The sequence below is a fragment of the Actinomadura chibensis NBRC 106107 genome, assembly GCF_001552135.1.
In the GTDB taxonomy this organism is placed as follows: Bacteria; Actinomycetota; Actinomycetes; order Streptosporangiales; family Streptosporangiaceae; genus Spirillospora; species Spirillospora chibensis.
In genome coordinates, this window is record NZ_BCQP01000031.1 from 41598 (window position 1) to 62242 (window position 20645).

Annotated in this window: 16 protein-coding genes and 1 other RNA gene; 10 read left to right on the plus strand and 7 right to left on the minus strand. The window is 74.2% G+C overall.

Annotation, left to right across the window (positions count from 1 at the left end):
* Positions 1-9: 9 nt before the first annotated feature.
* From ACH01S_RS46055 to ACH01S_RS18960, 4 genes are all read right to left on the minus strand, one after another.
* Positions 10-906, minus strand: coding sequence for a M48 family metalloprotease (locus tag ACH01S_RS46055; protein ID WP_187414068.1), 897 nt, complete (start codon positions 904-906; stop codon positions 10-12).
* 911 nt (positions 907-1817) lie between these two features.
* Entirely contained in the window at positions 1818-2216 is a 399-nt protein-coding gene (locus ACH01S_RS18950) for a hypothetical protein (RefSeq protein ID WP_067893011.1), read from the minus strand.
* Positions 2217-2265: 49 nt separating this feature from the next.
* A complete protein-coding gene (locus tag ACH01S_RS18955) occupies positions 2266-2610 on the minus strand; it encodes a DUF6191 domain-containing protein (protein ID WP_067893012.1) in 345 nt (114 codons plus the stop codon).
* Positions 2611-2654: 44 nt separating this feature from the next.
* Positions 2655-3188, minus strand: a complete 534-nt coding sequence (locus ACH01S_RS18960; RefSeq protein WP_067893013.1) for a pyridoxamine 5'-phosphate oxidase family protein — start codon at positions 3186-3188, stop codon at positions 2655-2657.
* A gap of 111 nt (positions 3189-3299) precedes the next feature.
* On the opposite strand from ACH01S_RS18960, the gene ACH01S_RS18965 reads away from it, so the two are divergent.
* The 8 genes from ACH01S_RS18965 to ACH01S_RS19000 all read left to right on the plus strand — a co-directional run bounded on the left by ACH01S_RS18965 (position 3300) and on the right by ACH01S_RS19000 (position 10052).
* Positions 3300-4121 (plus strand): Nif3-like dinuclear metal center hexameric protein, encoded by an 822-nt coding sequence (locus ACH01S_RS18965; protein ID WP_067893014.1) that lies wholly within the window; start codon positions 3300-3302, stop codon positions 4119-4121.
* On the plus strand, positions 4118-4861 hold the full coding sequence (locus tag ACH01S_RS45405; protein ID WP_067893016.1) for a zinc ribbon domain-containing protein: 744 nt from the start codon (positions 4118-4120) through the stop codon (positions 4859-4861). Before ACH01S_RS18965 ends, ACH01S_RS45405 begins: the two co-directional genes overlap by 4 nt.
* Positions 4862-4926: 65 nt before the next feature.
* Positions 4927-6021 (plus strand): bifunctional RNase H/acid phosphatase, encoded by a 1095-nt coding sequence (locus tag ACH01S_RS18975; RefSeq protein WP_370671576.1) that lies wholly within the window; start codon positions 4927-4929, stop codon positions 6019-6021.
* Positions 6022-6116: 95 nt separating this feature from the next.
* Entirely contained in the window at positions 6117-7460 is a 1344-nt protein-coding gene (locus ACH01S_RS18980; protein ID WP_067893019.1) for a TrpB-like pyridoxal phosphate-dependent enzyme, read from the plus strand.
* 33 nt (positions 7461-7493) lie between these two features.
* Positions 7494-7884, plus strand: an RNA gene (rnpB, locus tag ACH01S_RS18985) — RNase P RNA component class A.
* Between the two features lie 116 nt (positions 7885-8000).
* Positions 8001-8804 (plus strand): SAM-dependent methyltransferase, encoded by an 804-nt coding sequence (locus ACH01S_RS18990; protein ID WP_246237033.1) that lies wholly within the window; start codon positions 8001-8003, stop codon positions 8802-8804.
* Positions 8805-8984: 180 nt separating this feature from the next.
* Positions 8985-9629, plus strand: a complete 645-nt coding sequence (locus ACH01S_RS18995) for a DUF4360 domain-containing protein (RefSeq protein WP_067893023.1) — start codon at positions 8985-8987, stop codon at positions 9627-9629.
* A 198-nt stretch (positions 9630-9827) separates the two neighbouring features.
* Positions 9828-10052 (plus strand): hypothetical protein, encoded by a 225-nt coding sequence (locus ACH01S_RS19000; protein ID WP_067893025.1) that lies wholly within the window; start codon positions 9828-9830, stop codon positions 10050-10052.
* 65 nt (positions 10053-10117) lie between these two features.
* On the opposite strand, the gene ACH01S_RS19005 is transcribed toward ACH01S_RS19000, so the two are convergent.
* The 3 genes from ACH01S_RS19005 to ACH01S_RS19015 form a co-directional block, all read right to left on the minus strand.
* Positions 10118-12412 carry a solute carrier family 23 protein gene (locus ACH01S_RS19005; protein ID WP_067893027.1) on the minus strand — a complete coding sequence of 765 codons (2295 nt, stop codon included), beginning with the start codon at positions 12410-12412 and terminating at the stop codon, positions 10118-10120.
* Between the two features lie 143 nt (positions 12413-12555).
* Positions 12556-14478 (minus strand): hypothetical protein, encoded by a 1923-nt coding sequence (locus ACH01S_RS19010; protein WP_148344626.1) that lies wholly within the window; start codon positions 14476-14478, stop codon positions 12556-12558.
* Positions 14479-14746: 268 nt separating this feature from the next.
* Positions 14747-15334, minus strand: coding sequence for a YbhB/YbcL family Raf kinase inhibitor-like protein (locus tag ACH01S_RS19015; RefSeq protein ID WP_246237031.1), 588 nt, complete (start codon positions 15332-15334; stop codon positions 14747-14749).
* A 460-nt stretch (positions 15335-15794) separates the two neighbouring features.
* On the opposite strand from ACH01S_RS19015, the gene ACH01S_RS19020 reads away from it, so the two are divergent.
* Positions 15795-17108, plus strand: a complete 1314-nt coding sequence (locus tag ACH01S_RS19020; RefSeq protein ID WP_370671577.1) for an NAD(P)/FAD-dependent oxidoreductase — start codon at positions 15795-15797, stop codon at positions 17106-17108.
* 71 nt (positions 17109-17179) lie between these two features.
* Entirely contained in the window at positions 17180-20431 is a 3252-nt protein-coding gene (locus tag ACH01S_RS19025; protein WP_067893037.1) for an AfsR/SARP family transcriptional regulator, read from the plus strand.
* The last annotated feature ends 214 nt before the right edge of the window (positions 20432-20645 follow it).

The following is a 20645-nucleotide window of genomic DNA, read 5'->3' on the forward strand; positions in this document are numbered from 1 at the left end:
CCCGTCGGCTCAGCCGAGCCGCCGCCGGAGCGCCTCGGCCCGCTTCACGAGGGGCAGCGGCATGGGGTCGGCGCCGTCGATGCGGTGCTCCACGGCCGCCAGCAGTTCGGCGCCGAGACCCGTCCGGACGGCGAAGGCGTCGGCCCGCCGCTCGGCGAGCCCGCCGGTGAGCCGCGCGGCCACCGCCGCCGCGCCGCCGGCCAGCGCGGGCGCCGCGACCACCGCCGACACCGCCGCCGCGGCGACCGCCGCGAAGAACGCGAGCACGAACCCGATGGGCCTGTGCCACTTGACGGCCCGCCTCCACATGGCCGCGACGGGCGACCAGGGCGCGCGCAGCGTCCACAGCAGGGCCCGGCCCGGCAGCGTGACCTGCGCGCGGACGAACGCCATGCCCGCTTGGCGGCCGCGCACGTGCCCGAGCTCGTGGGCGAGCACCGCCGCCAGCCGGAACGGCGGCAGGGAGCGCGCCGAGTCCGCGGTGACGGCGACCGTCCGGCCGAAGGACGCGCACGCGTTCAGCTCGCTCGAATCGACGACGACCAGGCGGTGGGCGCTCGTCCCCGCGCGGCGCTGGACGTCCCGCCACGGCTCGGCCAGGCGGGCGCGCTCGTCCCCGTCCGGTTCGCGGTGCCCGTGGACCCGCCCGGCGCCCAGGGGGACGGCGAGCAGCACCGCCCACGCCGCGACGACGATCACGGCTCCCCAACCGGGCCATACCGACCGCGTCCAGGCCGCGGCGGCGGCGACCCCGAGCACCTCCACGACCAGGACGAGCCCGATGGAGACGCCCGCCCAATCCCGTCCCGCCTCGACCTGAGCCGTGCCCGGAGGCAGGTACAGCGGGCCCTGGGAAGGCGCCTCGACCGGTGCCGGACGCGCGAGAGCCGCCCGCTCCCGCGCCACCGGATGAGGCGGAGCGCTCCGGACCGGCTTCGAGGGCGCGGGCTGCATCTGAAACGACGCCGTGGCCTCCCCGCCCCCGGTCCCGCGACCATCGTCCTGCGCCGCCCGCCCCGACGAAGACCGCAAGGCCGACGGCGAACCCTGCCCAGGCGGCGGCACGGCCTGCGAGACCTCCCGGGGCGGACCCGGAGCCGCAGACCGCGAAGCAGGCGGCGCAGGCGGCGGCGTGGCCTGTGCAGGCGGCGGCGTGGGCTGCGAGGGCTGTCGGGGTGGGAGTGGAGGTGCTGGCCGCGAGGCTGGCGGTGGCGCGGCTTGTGCGGGCGGTGGCGTGGGCTGCGAGGGCTGTCGGGGTGGGGGCGCGGGTGTTGAGCCTGGTGGCGTAGGTGGCGGGGCCTGTGCGGGCGGCGCCACGGGCGGTGAAGGCTGCCGGGGCGGAGGCGCGGGTCGCGCGGCTGGCGGGGTTGGCGGTGGCGGGGGCTGCGGGGGCTGCCGGTGTGGAGGTAGAGGCGCGGGTCTTGGGGCTGGCGGAGTAGGCGGGGGCGGGGCTTGTGCGGGGGGTGGCGTTGGGCGCAGAGGTGGCGGGGAGGGCTGCGGGGGTGGGGGTGAGGGGCGTGACGCTGGTGGTGCGGGGGGTGTCGGGGTGGGGGGAGACGGGGGTGGCTCGGTTGGCGTGGGTGGAGGGGGCGTGGGGGTGTCTTCGGGTGCGGGTGGGGACGCGGGGGGCGTGCGGTGGCGGGTGCGGGAGCGGAAGGGGCGGGAGTGGTCCGTCCAGGCGTGGCCGTCCCAGTAGCGTTCGCGGCCCATCAACTCCGGATCTGGGTACCACCCAGGTGGTGCGCTCACCGGACTCCGCCTCCCGTCAGGGTCGGGTCAAGGCTTGCGCACGCCGCGACTCAGCGTCAACGGGGCGGTCACAGCTTCGGCGTGAAGGGGCGGCGGTGGGCGGGGTCGTCCGGCTCGGCGAGGCCGCGCAGGGCCGTCTCGACCAGTTCGATGCCGTGCAGGAGCGCGACGAGGCGGGCGCCCTCCCGGCGGTAGGCGTCGAGGACGGACTCGACCCCGTGCGGCGGGACGACGTCCCCGAGGTCGACGCGGGCGGTGCGGAACCCCTCGCGGGCCGCCTCCACGGAGGCCGCGACGTGGTGCCGCGCCATCCGGGCGAGGGCGATCGGGTACCGGCGCAGGACGCCGTAGCGCCGGTACTCGGGCGGGACGAGCTCCAGCAGCCAGGCGAGGGCGGTGTCCTCGAAGCGGTCGGTGCCCGGCGGGTGGACCCGCGACGGCCAGCCGGGCGGGACGTAGGCGCTCACAGGGCCAGGATAACCCGGATTCGAACCTATGTTCGATAGGTGGCGGGCGTCATTCGGCGGGCGGGGTCCGCCGGATGCGGATCTTGCCGGAGGCCAGGTCGTCGCGGGAGTCGCCGTCGCCGGTCATCTGGTGGTCGTCCTGGCGCATGGACTTCTGCCGCTCCTGCTCCTCGACCTTGACCTTCTTCGAGCCCTCGAAGACGGAGGCGAGGTCCTCGAACATGCCGCCGCCGAACCCGGCGCCGGTCTTGCCGTCGCCGCGGATGGCGCCCATCAGGGACGACTTGCCCGTCCCGTCGGTGGGCCACTCGACGGACTCATGCTGGGCCGGCTCGGGACGGTTGCCCATGGCGCGTCCCTTGACGCGCTTGCGGCGGCGAAAGGGTGACTTCACACACTCTCCAACGCGATGAGTCTCCAGATTGATCCCGGCGGGAGTCAGGTCGCGAACGACCACCGGGTGGGAGAGCCTGTGAAGTCTCCCTGGCGGAGCCCGAACACCCGCTGTGGCCGCACCGCTACGGTCGCGTTCACCTCGGGGTCCAGGAAGTCGACACGATATCGGGTCGAGTACTTGGAGTTGACGAGGTCGATGAAGCGCTGCAGGTCGCGCCGCTCGGTGAGGATCTCCGCCCGGCCCTCGATGACGACGGGGTTCTCCGCCTCCTCGGTGGCGACCGTGACCTGGGGGTTCGCGCGCAGGTTCACCATCTTCCTGGACGGGACGGCGCTGCTGAACAGCAGTGCCTCGCCGTTCCACACGGCCCAGACCGGCATGGTGTGCGGGCGCCCGTCCGGCCGGACGGTGCTCAGCCAGAAGTTGCGCGCCGCCCGCAGCCGCTCCACGGCCCACGACCAGGGGAGCAGGCCGCTTCCCTGGTCCGGTCCCTGGATGCCGTAGCCGGGCATGAACGGACGTTCCGCCGCGGGCTCCGCGGGCTCCGGTTCCGCGGCGGCGCCGGAAGCCGACATGGCGTGCTCCTCTCGCTCGGATTGGCCCCTCGCCATCGTTCCAGACCCCCGGCGGTCCCCGTGACGCACGGCGGCTCGTTGGGAGCGGCCCGGCGCGGTAGCCTGCGGGACGTGCGCCTATCCCATGTCATCGCGGCACTTGAGGAGCTGTATCCGCCGGCGTGGGCGGAGCCCTGGGACGCGGTCGGGCTCGTCTGCGGCGATCCCGATCAGAAGGTCGGCCGGGTGCTGTTCGCCGTCGACCCGGTGGCCGCCGTGGTCGACGAGGCGCTGGACTGGGGCGCCGACCTGATCGTCACGCACCATCCGCTGCTGCTGCGCGGCGTCCACTCGGTCGCCGCGACCACGCCGAAGGGGCGGCTCGTGCACCGGATGATCGCGAACGGGGTGGCGCTGCACACCGCGCACACGAACGCCGACCGGGCCGACCCCGGGGTGTCGGACGCGCTGGCCCGGGCCGTCGGCCTGACCGGCGACCTGCGTCCGATGGTCCCCGCCGAGGACGACCCGCGCCGCGGCCTCGGCCGGATCGGGGAGCTGGCCGAGCCCGTCCCGCTGCGCGAGTTCACGCGGCGGGCGGCGGCGGGGCTCCCCGCCACCGCCCAGGGCGTCCGGGCGGCGGGCGACCCCGGCCGCGAGGTCCGCACGGTCGCGGTGTGCGGCGGCGCGGGCGACTCGCTGCTCGACACCGCGCGGGCCGCGGGCGTCGACGTGTACCTCACGGCCGACCTGCGGCACCATCCCGCGTCGGAGTTCGCCGAGCACGACGGGCCCGCGCTGGTCGACGCCGCGCACTGGGCGACGGAGTGGCCCTGGCTCGCCGACGCCGAGCGGCGGCTGGCCGCGGTCTCGCCGGACACGGGCAAGTTGGAGACAAGGGTGTCCGCGCTCGTCACCGACGCGTGGCGCCTCCACGACGAAGGAGCAACTTGAAAGCCGCACCGCAAGCCCAGCTTCGCCTGATCGACCTGCAGGAGCTCGACAGCTCGCTGGACCGGCTGGCCCACCGCGGCCGGACGCTGCCCGAGCTGGCGGAGATCGAGCGGCTCGAGGGCCGCCTGACCGAGCTGCGCGACGCGATCGTGGCGGCCGAGACCGAGGTCGGCGACCTGCAGCGGGAGCAGCGGAAGGCCGAGCAGGACGTCGACCAGGTCCGCACTCGCGCGGACCGCGACCAGAAGCGGCTCGACTCCGGGCAGGTGACGTCCGCGAAGGACCTCGGGAGCCTGCAGACGGAGATCGAGTCGCTGCAGCGCCGCCAGTCCGACCTGGAGGAGGTCGTGCTGGAGATCATGGAGCGGACGGAGGAGGCGGAGGGCCGGGTCGCGGCGCTGCGCGCCGAGCAGTCCGCCGCGCAGGACGAGCTGGCCGCCGTGGCCGAGCGCCGCGACGCCGCGCGCCGGGAGATCGACGAGGAGTCCGGGACGACGAGCGCCGCGCGCACCGCCGTCGCCAAGGACATCCCGGACGACCTGCTCGCCCTCTACGAGAAGCTGCGCGGCCAGTTCGGCGGCGTCGGCGCGGCCAAGCTGTTCCGGGGCGCGTGCCAGGGCTGCCACCTGGCGCTCAACACCGTCGACCTGAACAACATCAGGACCGCGCCCGAGGACGAGGTGATCCGCTGCGAGGAGTGCCGCCGGATCCTCGTCCGGACGCCGGAGTCCGGCCTGTGAGTGGGGTCGCCGGGGGGCGTGGGGGGTCGTCCCCCCACAGGGGCGGCGCGTCGCGGAAGCTGGTCGTGGAGGCGGACGGGGGGTCGCGCGGCAATCCCGGCCCGGCCGGGTACGGGGCCCTCGTCCGCGACGCGCTGACCGGCGAGGTGCTCGCCGAGGTCGCCGAGTCGATCGGGCACGCGACGAACAACGTCGCCGAGTACCGGGGGCTGATCGCGGGGCTGGCGGCGGCGGCGGGGATCGACCCCGCCGCCCGCGTCGAGGTCCGGATGGACTCCAAGCTCGTCGTGGAGCAGATGTCGGGCCGCTGGAAGATCAAGCACCCGGACATGGTGCCGCTCGCCCTCCAGGCCAGGGAGCTGGCGGCGGGGCTCGGCGCGGTGTCCTACGGCTGGATCCCGCGGAACCGCAACGCGCACGCCGACCGGCTCGCCAACGAGGCGATGGACGCCGCCGCGCGCGGCGAGCACTGGGTCCGCAGGACCGAGGAGGAGCCGGGCGAGCCGGAGCCGCCGCCCGCGCCCGCGTCGTCCACGCCCTCGTCGTCCACGCCGCTCACCACGGTGCTGCTGCGGCACGGCGAGACGCCGCTGTCGGTCGAGAAGCGCTTCGCCGGGACGACCGACGCCCCGCTCACCGAGCGCGGCCGCGCGCAGGCCCGCGCCGCCGCGCTCGCGCTCAAGGGGCGGGGGCTCGACGCGATCGTCACGTCCCCGCTGGCCCGCTGCCGTGACACGGCCGCCGAGGTCGCCGCCGCGACCGGGCTGGACGTCCGGGTCGAGGACGGCCTCCGCGAGGCCGCCTTCGGCGAGTGGGAGGGGCTCACGTTCGCCGAGGCGGGCGAGCGGTGGCCCGGCGAGCTGAAGGCGTGGCTCGCGAGCCCCGACGCCGCGCCGCCCGGCGGGGAGAGCTTCGCGCACGCGGCCCGGCGCGTCCGGACGGCCCTCGACAAGCTCAAGGTGCGCTACCGCGAGCGGACCGTCCTCGTCGTCTCGCACGTGACGCCGATCAAGCTGCTGGTCGCGGACGCCCTCGGCGCCCCCCTCCCGGCCCTGTACCGGATGCACCTGGACGTCGGGTCGCTCTCCTCGATCGACTGGTACGCCGACGGTCCGGCGACGCTCCGCGCGTTCAACGACGTCCACCATCTGGAAACCTGACGGCGCCTGACCGGAACCGGCCTTCCCCCGCCCGGCCGCGGGCGCCTACGCTGCGCGCAAGGCCGCGATCGGCGCCGTGACCTGGGGAGGGACCCGTGGCAACCAAGATCCTGCTGGACGAGTCGAGGCTCCCGGACCGCTGGTACAACGTCGTCCCCGACCTGCCCGCGCCGCCGCCCCCGCCGCTGCACCCCGGCACCCGGGAGCCGCTCGGCCCGGACGACCTGGCCCCGCTGTTCCCCGCCGACCTCATCGCGCAGGAGGTCACCGCCGACCGCTTCGTCGAGATCCCGGAGGAGGTCCGCGAGGTCTACCGGCTGTGGCGGCCGACGCCGCTGATCCGGGCCCACCGCCTCGAACGGGCCCTCGGGACGCCCGCGCGGATCTACGTCAAGTACGAGGGCGGGTCGCCGTCCGGGTCGCACAAGCCGAACACGGCGGTCCCGCAGGCGTTCTACAACGCGCGGCAGGGCGTCCGGCGGCTGACGACGGAGACCGGCGCGGGGCAGTGGGGGAGCGCCCTCTCGTTCGCGTGCGCGCAGTTCGACCTCGACTGCGAGGTGTGGATGGTGCGCGCCTCCTACGACCAGAAGCCCTACCGGCGGTCGATGATGGAGCTGTTCGGGGCGCGGGTGCACGCGAGCCCGTCGCCGCTCACCGCGTCCGGCGCGAAGGTCCTCGCCGACGACCCGGACTCGCCCGGCTCCCTCGGCATCGCGATCAGCGAGGCGGTCGAGTCGGCCGCCCCGGACGACACCCGCTACGCGCTCGGGAGCGTGCTCAACCACGTCCTCATGCACCAGACGGTGATCGGCGAGGAGGCGCTCGAACAGCTCGCCATGGTCGACGACACCCCCGACCTGATCGTCGGGTGCACCGGGGGCGGCTCCAACTTCGCGGGCCTCGCCTTCCCGTTCCTGCGCGAGAAGCTGCGGGGACGGATGGACCCCGAGATCCGGGCCGTGGAGCCGGAGGCGTGCCCGTCGTTCACGCGCGGCCGCTACGCCTACGACTTCGGCGACACCGCGGGCCTCACGCCGCTGCTGAAGATGCACACGCTGGGGCACGACTTCGTCCCCGACCCCATCCACGCGGGCGGACTGCGCTACCACGGCATGGCCCCGCTGCTGTCCCACATCTACGACCTTGGCCTGTTCGGCGCCGAGGCCAAGGCGCAGCGCGAATGCTTCGAGGCGGGCGTCCTGTTCGCCCGAACGGAGGGCATCGTCCCCGCGCCGGAGCCGACGCACGCGCTCGCCGCCGCCGTCGAGGAGGCCCGCCGCTGCGTCGAGACCGGCGAGCCCAAGGTGATCCTCACCGCGCTCTGCGGCCACGGCCACCTGGACATGGCCGCCTACGACCGCTTCCTCTCCGGGCGCATGGAGGACCACGCCCTGCCGCAGTCCCGCCTGGACGAGGCCCTCACCACGCTGCCGTGATTTGCCACACCCGATAGCCTTCGTAGTGGTGGACGAGCCGGCTGGACGGCCGCGTCGGGAAGCGATTCCCGTCGAGGAAAGTCCGGGCTCCACAGGGCAGGGTGGTCGGTAACGCCGACCCGGGGCGACCCGCGGGACAGTGCCACAGAAAGCAGACCGCCACCGGTCCGCCGGTGGTAAGGGTGAAACGGTGAGGTAAGAGCTCACCAGCGCCCACGGTGACGTGGGCGGCTCGGTAAACCCCACCCGGAGCAAGGTCAAGAAGGGGCCTCCGGGCCCCGCGCAGGCGTTCGAGGGCGGCCCGCCCGAGCCTGCGGGTAGACCGCTGGAGGCCGTCGGCAACGGCGGCCCGAGATGGATGGCCGTCACCCGCCGCCTTTCCGGGCGGCGGGCACAGAACCCGGCTTATAGGCCGACTCGTCCACCCACATCCCTCCCTGTCTCTCCTGTCCGTTTCATTGGGTGAAACCGATGTGCTTTCCGGCGGAAGGAATCGCCTAATGTAGATCATCTATTGACTCGATGGATCAGGGGACAGATGTGACCGAGCGTGAGCTGGATCTGCAGACCGACATCCCGCATTCGGCACGGATCTACGACTACCTCCTCGGCGGCAAGGACAACTATCCGGCCGACCGGGCGGCGGCGGGGAACATCGTCGCGGACTGGCCCAACCTCCCGGTGTCGATGCGCGCCAACCGGAAGTTCATGGCGCGGATGGCCCACCACCTCGCCGCCGAACGCGGCATCCGGCAGTTCCTCGACATCGGCACCGGACTCCCCACGTCCCCGAACCTGCACGAGGTCGTGCAGGGCGTCGCGCCCGAGTCGCGGGTCGTTTACGTGGACAACGACCCGATCGTGCTCGTCCACGCGCGGGCCCTGCTGACGAGTTCCCCCGAGGGGCGGACGGGCTATCTCGACGCCGATTTCCGGGACCCCGACGCGATTCTGGAGTCCGACCAGCTCCGCGAGTACCTGGACCTGGACAAGCCCGTCGCGCTGAGCCTCATCGCGATCCTGCATTTCATCACCGACGACGCCGAAGTGCGGCGGATCATCGACCACCTGATGGCCCCGCTCGCCCCGGGCAGCATCCTCGCGCTGTCCACGACCACGCTGGACAACAATCCCGAAGTGGTCGCGGCGGGGGTGGCGGCCTACAACGCGCACGGCATCCCGACCGTGGCACGCACCAAACCAGAAGTGGAGACCTTCTTCAACGGACTTGAAATCCTCGACCCGGGCGTGGTCCCCGTCCACCGCTGGCACCCCGACGAGGAATCGTCCCGGCTGGACGACCCGCAGGTCACCATTCACGGCGGCATCGCCGTCAAGCACTGAATGGTCGGACGGGTGCGTTGAAGTTGAAAACCGGCGATTGACAACCCCCGGGGGCCTGGTTACTCTCCGTCGAGATCCTGGATCCGTGTTCATTGACGTGCGCCCGGAAACACCATTTCCGGGCGCGCGCCTCTTCGGCTGTCGAAGAAACTCGACCACATTCCGTGAAGAGGGAATCACATGCGCAAAGGGATCGCCGTCTCCGCCGCGTCCGCCGCGGCGCTCGTCCTGTCCTCGGGATTCGCCCCCTCCGCCGCGGCCGCCACGCGGACGCCCGCCGCCGGGCCCGCCGGCGTCACGATAGCCATCGCGACCACCAACGGCTCCGGTTGCGCGATCGGCACGACCTCCGCCGCCCTGGCGGAGGACGCCGGGGCGTTCGTCATCGACTACACCGATTTCACCGCCCAGGCAGGCGGGTCGTCGAAACCGACGGACGCCCGCAAGAACTGCCAGATCAACCTGAAAATCCACGTCCCGGAAAACTTCACCTACGCCATCTCCGGAATGGACCACGGAATTCACGGCAACCTGCAGACCGGTGCGAAAGCCACCTACAAGTCCAGCTACTACTTCCAGGGCGGTCAGCAGACGGGGGGCACCCCGGTGGAACTGTCCGGCCCGAGCAGCAACTTCAAGTTCACCGATGTGGTGCCCGAGAGCCAGCTCGTGTGGAAGCCGTGCGGTGTGGAGCGCAATTTCAACGTCAACACGGAACTGCGCGTCGACAAGGGGACCTCGGACGAGTCGAAGGTCAGCTCCGTGTCCATGAACACCGGCGACGGCGGCAAGACGGTCTACCGCCTCGCGTGGAAGAACTGCTAGCGACTCCCGCGGCGGCGGCTCACGCCCGCGCGCCAGTGCGGGGGGCGGGGCGCGCGGGAGCGGCGTGCGACGCGACTGGATTGGGGCACGCGACACAGAACAGAAGAAACGGTGCGCTTACCGTCAGGTCAAGAGCTGATCGCCCTGATCGGTGACGACGGCGGGGCCGGGTGCCGGGCCCCGTTGAGAGGAGCGCAGATGTTCGTCATCGTGTTCGTGGCCCTCGTGCTCGTCGGGGGACTGGCGGGACTCGTCTACCTGTGGGACTTCTCGCGTGCCAGCAGGCGCGACGCGCTGTTCCTCCCGGCGTCCGACCGGCGCGCCCGCCGCGCGCGCCGGGTGACGGGGATGTACGTCCGCGACACCGCGCACCGCGACGGGGAGCTGGTGGGGACGTCGCCGCCCCCCGGCTCCCCGCGCTGACCGCGGACCGTTGTTGAGCGCGTGGGGTCGTCCGGGCGGGGGGACGATCCCACGCTTCGTCTCCGCTAGCCGACCGTCCAGGAGCGGGGCGCCTCGGCCGGGACGGGCTCGTCCGGGACGGGTTCGTCCGGGACGGGGACGAACGCCCCGCGCGCCCGGTCGAACATCTCGACCTCGGCGGACTGGAGGTCGAGGTAGAGCCCGACCAGTTCGATCTCCCCGGCCTCGACCCGCTCCCGCAGCCACGGATAGCTGAGCAGGTTGTCGAGCTGCTGCATCACGTTGATCTTGCAGAGCCGGGTGAGCGGCGGCTCGTCCGTCCCGGGCGGCTCCTCGGCGAGGAAGCGGGCGAGGCTGTGGTTTCCGTGCTTGAGCCAGCGCGACAGCGCCGTGAGGTGCTCGACCTCCGCGCCGCCCGCGAGGAGCGCGGCCATGGCGCCGCAGTTGGAGTGGCCGCAGACGGTGATCGTCCGGATGTCGAGGACGTTGGTCGCGTACTCGACGGTCGCGGCGACGGAGTCGTCCGGCGTCCGGGAGCCGTGCCGGGGGACGAGCGCCCCCACGTTCCGGTTGATGAACAGGTCCCCGGGCCCGCTGGCGGTGATGATGTTGGGCACGATGCGCGAGTCGACGCAGGTGATGAACAGGTGCTCTGGCTTCTGCGCCATCGCCAGCTCGGCCATGATCGGCCGAACGAGGCGCGCGGTGCGGCCGTGGTACTCGCGGACGCCGTTCAGCAGCACCGTGGCGGGGGACACCTCCGGCGCGTCCAGCTCCGCCCGCGGGCGCCGTCGCCGGTTCGCCCAGGGAGCCCACCAGCGGGACGGCGGGGGCGACTTACGTGGAGCGGACATTTCGCCTGTCACCGCTCTTTCATACCAAGCCTCGTGGACCTCGTCGATGTCGACCCGGCCCCCCTGCCGTTCGTGCGCCATCCGCCACCGGTGGACGGCGTCGAACGCGGCATGGTCCATGAAGTCGACGTTGAGGTCCAGATCGACGTGGGCGCCGGGCGGGACGTCCTGGAGAACTCCGGACAGTCGCGGGACTCCGAGGAAGGTGAGTGTGCCCTCCACGACCACGTGGACGCGGGGCGGCGCGGGGCCGTCGTCCGGTGCGGGGACGAGCCGCTCCGCACGCACCGACAGCCGGGTCAGCCGCCGCAGCGCCAGCAGCGCCATGATCCCGATGCCGAGCAGGACGCCCTCGCCCAGCCCGAGGAGGACCACCCCGGCGAGGGTCGCGTAGTACGCCGGGGCCTCGCGGTGGTGCCGCAGGTCGCGGACCCGTCCGAGGTCGGTCAGCCGGACGCCGAGCACGATCAGCAGCGCGGCGAGCGCGGCCACCGGGACCTGCTCGATCAGCGGCCCGCAGGCCAGCGCGAGGACGAGCACCCACACGCCGTGCAGCACCGCCGACCACCGCGACCGCGCCCCCGCCTCCAGGTTCGCGGCGCTCCGGACGATCACGCCCGCGATCGGCAGCCCGCCGAGCAGCCCCGACACCGCGTTGCCCGCGCCCTGGCCGACGAGGTCGCGGTCGAGGTCGGCGCGCGGGACCCCGGCGGGCCGCGCCCGGTCGATCGCCACGCCGCACAGCAGCGACTCGACCGCCGCGACCAGCGCGACGGACACGACCGCGCCGACGACCCCGGGCAGCGACCCGTGCGGCGCGACGGGCGCGCTCCAGCCGCCGAGCAGCGAGTCCGGCAGGTCGACGCGGGCCGCGTCCGAGCCGAGCGACCAGGCGGCCAGCGTGGCGAGGGCGACGGCCGGGAGCGGACCGGGCACGAGCCGCAGCCGCCCGCCGCGCGGCAGCCGCGACCACGCCAGCAGGACGAGCACCGTCAGCCCGCCGAGCAGCGCCGGATCGGGACGCGGGTGCGCGAGCTGGCCGGGCAGCTCCCGCAGGTTGGCGAGCGCCGACTCCTCCGGCCCGCCGCCGAGCACCACGTGCGCCTGCGCCAGGACGATCACGACGCCGACGCCCGCGAGCATCCCGTGCACGACGGCGGGGGAGACGGCGAGCGCGGCGCGGGCGATCCGGCAGGCGCCGAGGAGGATCTGCAGCAGCCCGCCGAGCAGCGTGATCGTGCAGGTGGCGCGCCAGCCGTAGGTCTGCACGAGCTCCGCGACGATCACGGTCAGCCCGGCCGCGGGCCCGCTCACCTGGAGCGGCGACCCGCCGACCGCCCCGGCGACGATCCCGCCGACGGCGGCGGCGATCAGCCCGGCCTCGACCGGGGCGCCCGCCGCGACCGCGATGCCCAGCGACAGCGGGATCGCGACGAGGAAGACGACGAACGAGGCGAGCAGGTCATGGCGGAGGGAGGAGGGAACACTGAGTGGCTTTGAAGTCACTCTGTGTATATAACCAGAATGCCCGGCACCCCACCCGCCATACGCCCACCCCCGACCCGCCACCCGCCCCTCACCGTTGGAGCCGGGCCGTGGAAAAGCGCGAGGGCCGCCGGACGGATCCGGCGGCCCTCGAACGCGGTGGGTCAGCGGCGGTAGTTCTCCCAGTCGTCCGCCGGCGGGCGGGAGCCGTACTGGGAGCCGTCGTTCTGCTGCCCCTGCTGGTAGCCGCCCTGCTGGTAGCCGCCGGAGTAGCCGCCCTGCCCGTAGGCCTGGGTGGCGTTCGGGTCGGGCGGGGCCGACAGCGGGTCGTTGCCGCCGTTGTAGCTGCTGCCGCTGAAGTCGCCGTAGACCCCGCCGGAGCCGCCGGAACCGCTGGAGCCGCCGTTGGAGCCGCCCTCCGCGCCGCCGCCGTACGTCCCGCCGAAGGACTCGCGGCCGCCGCTCAGCGGGTCGTCGTAGCGGGGCGAGGCCGTCTCGCCGTAGGCCGGGGCCGTCGGGTAGCCGTCGTTCTGCTGCCCCTGCCCGTAGCCGGACGGCGCGCCGAGCCCCGAGTCGTAGCCGGACCCGGACGGCAGCCCGGAGCCGCCTCCCGAGTCGTAGCCGCTCGACTGCCCGGGCGACGGCCACGGCCCGGTGTTCCCGCCGCCGCCGGGGGCCGCGCTCCCGGACGAGCCGCCGAACGACCCGGTGCCGAGCGGGTCGCCCAGCGGGTCGTTCAGGGAACCGCCGCCGTAGGAGCCGCCCTGGTCGGACCCGGACGGGCCGGACGACCGCTGCCGGTCGTTCTGGATGCGCTGGAGCAGCTCGTCCACGGTCGGGAGCTTGTGGCCGTCGGTGTCGGACCCGCCGCCGGTGTGCGCCGCCGGTGCGGCGGGCGCGGGCGGCGCCGGGGGAGCGGGCGGCGGGACGGCGGGCTCGTCCGGACGTCCGCCGAGCGGCAGTCCGAGCGGGTCGGACACGCGCGGGTCGCCGCCGAGCGGCCCGCCCGGACCGGCGGGCGTCGGCCCGGTGGTCGACGGACCCGTGGTCGACGGACCCGTGGTCGACGGACCCGTGGTGGACGGACCGAAGGCGTCCGGACGCCCGCCGGACGGCGGGCTCGCGGGTGGACGTCCGCCCAGCGGGTCGGAGGAGTAGTCCCCGTAGGACGGCGGTTCGTGGGAGCCGTACTGGGGCTGGTCGGAGTAGCCCTGGTCCTGGCCGCCGCCCCCGTAGGACGGTTCGCCGCCCCCGTAGTCGGCCGCGCCGTACGCGGGCTGGGGCTCCTGCCCGCCGTACACCTGCTGGTCGGGGACGCCGGGGCCGCCGTAGGACGGCTGGCCCCCGGGCATGCCCTGACCGCCGAGGTCGGTGGGGATCGGGTCCAGCGCCGTCGAGCCGGGGTCGTGCCCGGCGAACGGGGACGCGCCCTGGAAGCCGCCGGGCGCGGGCACCTGCTGCGGGCCGGTGCCGCCGCCCATGCCGAGCGGCTGGCCGTCCAGGCCGAGGGGCTGCCCGTCGGCGTTCATGGAGACCGGCTGGGTGAGGGCGGGCTGGGTGAGGCTCGGGTGCGGCGGGCCCGGCTGGTCGACCGGCGGCTGGTCGGCGGGCGCCTGCGCGTTCAGCGGGTCGGCGGCGGGGTCGACGTCGGGCCGCTCGCCGTTCTCGTCGTGCTGCCACGGGAACTTGGGCTTGTCGAAGGTGATCGTCGCCCAGTAGTCGTCGTCCTCCATCTCGTCGGACGCCGGGGCCGACGGACGCGGCGGGGCGGGCGCGGAGGTGGGCGCGGCGAGCGGCCCGCCGGCGACGCGGCGGTCGGGAGCGGCGGCGGGCTCGGGCGCGCCGTGCCGGTCGTAGCCCGCGTCGTAGCCGGTGTCGTAGCCGTCGCCGTAGCCGCCGTACTCGTCCGGGCCGCCCATGTCCTCGGGCGGCGGGACTCCTCTGCGGCCGCGCGGCTGCTTCGGCTCGTCGTCCATCCAGTCGTCGTCGTCGCGTCCGGCCTTGCTGGCGCGCAAGCCGAGCGCCACGAGGACGACCACGAGGACCACGACCACAATGAGGCCGAAGACCACGATGTAAGAAGTCATGCCACCACCCAATGCCTTGGCCCGGCGAGAGTCCCCGGCGCGGACCGCGGGTCCGTGCCGGTGGACGTCGGCGGCCGGTTCGTCCCGGGAGCCGGCCGCCCCGGCTCAGCCAGATTGTCTCCGACCGCTATGACCGTTGTCACACCCTTCGCGCACATTTAACCCTCACACGGCGCGTGCCGACCGGCCGTCCGGCCCGTCCGCACACCCCTGTCGGCTCCGGCCCCCCGGTGGGGTCCGCGCTGACCGCGCGCTCGCGGCTCCACGATCAACGCGCCTGCTTGCCGCCGAAGTTCCCGGTGATCCGTCCCCGCCCGATCGTGTGCTCGGCGATGGCGGGCAGCGAGTCCTTCAGTGCGGCCCCGTTCTCGAACGGCGCCGGATCGTCCAGCGCGTAGATGGTGAACCGGTACTGGTGCCGTTCTCCCTTGGGCGGGCACGGCGGCGCGTAGCCCACCTTCTTCTCCGTGGTCAATCCCTCGACGGTCCTGTCCAGCGGGGCTCCCTCGACGAGCTCGTTCACGGTGCCGTCGATCCCCGCGATCACCCAGTGGACGTAGGCGCCGCCGGACGCGTCCGGGTCGTCCATGACGATCGCGAACGACCTGGTCCCGGCCGGGGTGCCCGACCAACGCAGCGGCGGGGTCCTGCCCTGCCCGCCAGCGTACGTCCTGCAGCCGTACCGCGGGGGCAAGTCGCGCCCATCGCGGAAGACCGGGCTGGTCACGGTGAACCACTCGGACAATTCGGCGCTCTTGTTCTCGGGCTGGCCGATCAGCCCGCAGCCGCCGAGGGACCCGGCGAGGGCGAGGGCGCCCGCCGCGGCCTTGATCGGACGCCGGTCTCTGCTCATCATCGATTCGCTCCCGGGCGAGATCGTACGCCGCGCGCCGCCGGATCGCCGCCGTCCCGGCCCGTCCGTCGGCCGCGCGTCCCGCCCCGGCGCCCCCTTCCCTCGTCCGCCCTAACGATAGGGCGTCGCGGGGGGTGGCACGGCCCGGTTTCCGCAGCGGCGCGCGGCCGCGGCCCGCCGCGCGCGGACGCTGTGAGCTTGGTCATGTGTGCTGGCGGCCGCCTCCGCGCCGAATCCGATAAGGAGTGGCGTGTTTCACAGCGATATCGGCGTCCGCCTTTGCCAAGACGGGAAGTTCTGACGTTCTTCCCCGGTTATCGATTGGTGCGAGCGACGTTGGATCAGGTAGCTTGTGAATGTCTTCACAAGCAGACCGCGACATTTGGAGGCCGTCATGGCCAGGACCGCCGAGCACGCCCCCGGCGCCCCCCACATCCTGATCGTGGGTGGGGGCTACGTGGGCATGTACACCGCCCTGCGCCTGCAGAAGAAGCTCAAGCGCGAGCTGAGACGAGGCGAGGTCAAGGTCACCGTCGTGGACCCCAACTCGTACATGACGTACCAGCCGTTCCTTCCCGAGGCCGCGGCCGGGAACATCTCCCCGCGGCACGTCGTCGTCCCGCTCCGCCGCGTCCTGCCGAAGTGCACCGTCCGCAAGGCGCGGGTCACCGAGCTGAACCACGACGAGGGGTGGGCGATCGTCCAGCCGCTCGCCGGGCCGCCGGAGCGGATCTCCTACGACTACCTGGTCATGGCGGCGGGCGCGGTGCCGCGGCTGCTGCCGATCCCCGGGCTCGCCGAGAACGGCATCAGCCTGAAGACCGTCGGCGAGGCCATCCACCTGCGCAACCACGTCCTGGAGCAGTTGGAGATCGCCGAGTCGACCGACGACGCCGAGCTGCGCCGCAAGGCGCTGACCTTCGTGTTCGTCGGCGGCGGGTTCGCGGGCGTCGAGGCGATCGCCGAGCTTGAGGACATGACCCGCGACGCCACCAAGTACATGCGCAAGGTCACCCCGCAGGACCTGCGGTTCATGCTCGTCGAGGCCACCGACCGGATCCTGCCCGAGGTCGGCCCCGAGATGGGCCGCTGGACGGCCGAGCAGTTCCGCGGCCGCGGGATCGACGTGAAGATGAAGACGCTCCTCGTCTCCGCCGTCGACGGGCGGATCGAGCTGTCGGACGGCAGCTCCTTCCAGGCCGGGACGCTCGTGTGGAACGCGGGCGTGAAGCCGTCGCCCGTCGTCCGGCGCGGCGACCTGCCCGTGGACGAGAAGGGCCGCGTCAAGGGCACCGAGTACCTGACCATCGAGGGCCTGGTCCGGGCGTTCACGGCGGGCGACAACGCCGCCATCCCCGACCTGACCCAGGACGGCGAGTTCTGCCCGCCGAACGCGCAGCACGCCGTCCGGCAGGCGAAGCTGCTCGGCGACAACATCGTCCGGTCGCTGCGCGGCAAGGCGCTCAAGCCCTACGTGCACGGCAACCTCGGCACGGTCGCGGGCCTCGGCCTGCACAAGGGCGTCGCGAACCCGCTCGGCATCAAGCTCAAGGGCTGGCCCGCGTGGTTCTTCCACCGCACCTACCACGGCGCGATGGTCCCGACCCTGAACCGCAAGATCCGCGTCGTCGCCGACTGGACGCTCGCGCTGTTCCTCAAGCGCGAGACCGTCTCGCTCGCCACCGTCGAGCAGCCGCGCGCCGACTTCGAGCTGGCCGCGCTCGACGGCGCCGGGCACCGGAACGCGGAGCGGCCCGTGTCGGAGAACGCCGCCTGACCACCGGCCGGGGACGCCCCGGCGGCCGCTCGGCCGCCGGGGCGCCGCGCGTTCCGGGGCACAATGAGCCGGTGCGGATCGGCATCCTCGGCCCCCTGGAGGTGCGCCCGGACGGCGGCGCGCCCGTCGACGTCGCGGGCGCGCGGCTCCGCGCGCTCCTGACGCTGCTGGCGCTCGACCCCGGCGCGGTGGTCCCGGCCGAGCGGCTCATCGACGGGCTGTGGGAGGACGACGTCCCGCGCGGCGCGCCGAACGCCCTGCAGTCGCTCGTCTCCCGGCTCCGCGCCGCGATCGGCCGGGACGCGATCGAGTCGCGCCCCGGCGGGTACCGGCTCGCGCTGCCGCCGGACGCGGTCGACGCCCGCGACTTCGAGGCCCGGGTGCGGGACGCGCGCCGCGCGGACGCGCCCGAGGCCCGCTCCGCCGGGCTGCGCGCCGCCCTCGCGCTGTGGCGCGGCCCGGCCCTCGCCGACGCTGCCGGGCTCCGCTTCGCCGAGGCCCCGGCCGCCCGGCTGGACGCGCTGCGCCGCGCCGCCCTGGAGGAGCGGCTGGCGGCCGACCTCGCGCTCGGCAGCCACCGCGACCTCGTCCCGGAGCTGGAGGCCCTGGCGGCCGCCGACCCGCTCCGCGAGCCGGTGACGGCGCTGCTGATGCGCGCCCTGTACGCGTCCGGACGGCAGGCCGACGCGCTCGCCCGCTACGACGAGGCGAAGCGGGCGCTGGGCGAGGAGCTGGGCGTCGCCCCGTCGCCCGACCTGGAGGCGCTGTACCTGGCCGTCCTGCGGCAGGAGCCGTCGCTGCTGCCGGACGCGCCGCCGCCCGGCCCCGCCGCCGCCCCGGCGCGGGGCAACCTGCCCGCGCGGCTGACGAGCTTCATCGGCCGCGACGACGACCTCAAGCGGGTCGACGAGCTGCTCGCCGCGTCCCGGCTCGTCACGCTGACCGGCCCGGGCGGCGCGGGCAAGAGCAGGCTGTCGCTGGAGGCGGCCGGACGCGCCCGGACGCCCGAGGGGGCCTGGCTGGTCGAGCTGGCGCCCGTCACGGACCCGGCCGAGGTCCCGGCGGCCGTGCTCGGCGCGCTCGGGCTGCGCGAGCCGCCGCCGATCGCCGCCGTCCCCGGCCGCCCGCAGCCCCACCACCCGGCCGACCCCCTGGACAGGCTCGTCTCGGCGCTGGCGGACAAGCGCCTCCTCCTGCTGCTGGACAACTGCGAGCACCTCCTCGACGCCGCGGCCCGGCTCGCCGACGCGGTCCTCGCGCGCTGCCCCGGCGTCCAAGTCCTCGCGACGAGCCGCGAGCCGCTCGGCATCACCGGGGAGAGCCTCTGGCCGGTCGAGCCGCTGGAGCTGCCGCCGCCGTCCGCCGGGCCCGAGGAGGCGGTGGCCTACCCGTCCGTCCGGCTGTTCGCCGACCGCGCCGCCGCCGTCTCGCCGCGGTTCGCGGCGACCGGCGACGACGCCGGGGCGGTGGTGCGGATCTGCCGAGCCCTCGACGGGATCCCCCTCGCGATCGAGCTGGCCGCCGCGCGGCTGCGGGCGCTGACGCCCGCGCAGGTCGCGTCCCGGCTCGACGACCGGTTCCGGCTGCTCAACGCGGGCAGCCGCACCGCCCTGCCGCGCCACCGGACGCTGCGGGCCGTCGTCGAATGGAGCTGGGACCTGCTGGACGAGCCCGAACGCGCCCTGTGGCGACGCCTCGCCGTCTTCCCCGGCGGGGCGACCGTGGGCGCCGCCGAGGCCGTGTGCGCCGGACCCGGTCTGGCGCGTTCCGAGGTGTTCGACGCGCTCGCCGCGCTGGCCGACAAGTCGCTCCTGACCGTCGACGGCGACGGCGGCGACCCGCGCTACCGGATGCTCGACACGATCCGCGCCTACGGCCTGGAGCGGCTCGCCGAGGCCGGGGAGGAGACCTCGGCCGGACGCGCCCACGCCGAGCACTTCGCGCGGCTCGCCGAGGAGGCCGAGCCGCGCCTGATCCGCGCGGACCAGCTCGTGTGGCTGCGGCGGCTGTCCGCCGAGCACGACAACATCTCGGCGGGGCTGCGCTGGGCGGTCGCCGCCGGGGACGCCCCGCTCGCCCTGCGGTTCTGCGCGGCGCTCGGCTGGTACTGGTTCCTGCACGGGCGGCTCGGCGACGGCGCCGACAGCCTGGCGGAGATCCTCGCCCTGTCCGGCGTCCCGGACGACCAGGTCACCGCCCGCGCCCTGGCGCTCGGCGCCATGATCCTGTTCGACAGCCAGCGGCCGGGGGAGCTGCCCGCGTCCTGGCTGGAGCACACCCAGGCGATCTGCTCCCGGTACGAGCGGGCGGACCTGCATCCGATGCTGCGGCTGGCGGTCGAGACCGTCCAGATGTACCTGGGCGGCTGGGAGCACGATCCCGGCGCGCGCGTCGGCGTCCTCATCGCGGACCCCGACCCGTGGGTGCGGGGCCTCGGCCATTTCATGCAGGGCCACATCGCGCAGAACTTCGGCCGCGTCGGCGAGATCGACGACGCCTTCGACCGGTCGCTCGCCGCGTTCCGCGAGTCCGGCGACCGGTGGGGCCAGTCGTTCACGCTGACGTCGCAGGCGGAGATCCTCGGGCGGCGCGGCGACCACCGCGGCGCCGTCGCCCTCTACGAGGAGGCGCTGCGGCTGAACGGCGAGCTGGGCGGCGGGACGACCGGGCTGCTGCACGTCCACATGAAGCTGGCGAACGAGATGGACCTCGCGGGCGACCGGGACCGCGCCGAGGCGCTGCTGCACGCCGCGCTGCGCGACACGCGGGAGACGGCCTGGCCGGAGGAGAGGGCCGCGCTGCACTACCAGCTCGGCGAGCTGGCGCGCCGCTCCGGCGACGCGGCCGAGGCGCGGCGCCGCCTGACGCGCGCCGACCGGCTCACGGCGGACCTGCCGGGCCCGTCGCAGTTCCGGGCCCTCCTCCTGTGCACATGCGCCCGGCTCGACATCGAGACGGGCGCCATGGACGACGCGACCGCCCGCCTGGACGAGGCGCTGCGCTGCGCCGTCCGGTCCCAGGACTACCCGGTCGTCTCCCACGTCCTGGCCGGGTACGCCGAACGCGCCCGCACCCTGGGCGACCCGGAACGCGCCGCCGAACTCCTCGGTACGGCCGACGCCCTCCGCGGCACCCGAGACCTGTCCCTCCCGGACGTCCTGGCCACGGAGACGGCCGTCCGCACGACCTTGGGCGACACGGCCTACGAAACCGCCTACACCCGAGGCACAACAAAGACCTTCAACGACGTCCTGAAGACCTTCAACCTAACCCCGCCCGACCCCCCACAAGCGCCGCCCGCCAACCCGCCCCCACACCCCTGAACGCCCAAGACAACCCCCCTCGGACGTTGCCAGACCAGACCCTCTCGCACGCGCCAGAGCAAGCCCTCTTGGACGTGCCAGAGCAGACCCTCTCGGACGTGCGAGAGCAAGCCCCTTTGGCCGTGCCAGAGCAGCCCCTCTCCGGGCGGGCCAGGGCAAAGCCTCTCGGACGTGCCAGAGCAAGCCCTCTTGGACGGGACCTGAGCCGGGGCCG

What these genes read in the sequence shown, in the direction of transcription:
- ACH01S_RS18960 (WP_067893013.1), bottom strand. Translation starts at nt 3,188, where the DNA reads ATGTCGGCTTCCGGCGCCGCCGCGGAACCGGAGCCCGCGGAGCCCGCG.
- ACH01S_RS18995 (WP_067893023.1), top strand. Translation starts at nt 8,985, where the DNA reads ATGCGCAAAGGGATCGCCGTCTCCGCCGCGTCCGCCGCGGCGCTCGTC.
- ACH01S_RS19000 (WP_067893025.1), top strand. Translation starts at nt 9,828, where the DNA reads ATGTTCGTCATCGTGTTCGTGGCCCTCGTGCTCGTCGGGGGACTGGCG.
- ACH01S_RS19010 (WP_148344626.1), bottom strand. Translation starts at nt 14,478, where the DNA reads ATGACTTCTTACATCGTGGTCTTCGGCCTCATTGTGGTCGTGGTCCTC.
- ACH01S_RS19015 (WP_246237031.1), bottom strand. Translation starts at nt 15,334, where the DNA reads ATGATGAGCAGAGACCGGCGTCCGATCAAGGCCGCGGCGGGCGCCCTC.
- ACH01S_RS19020 (WP_370671577.1), top strand. Translation starts at nt 15,795, where the DNA reads ATGTACACCGCCCTGCGCCTGCAGAAGAAGCTCAAGCGCGAGCTGAGA.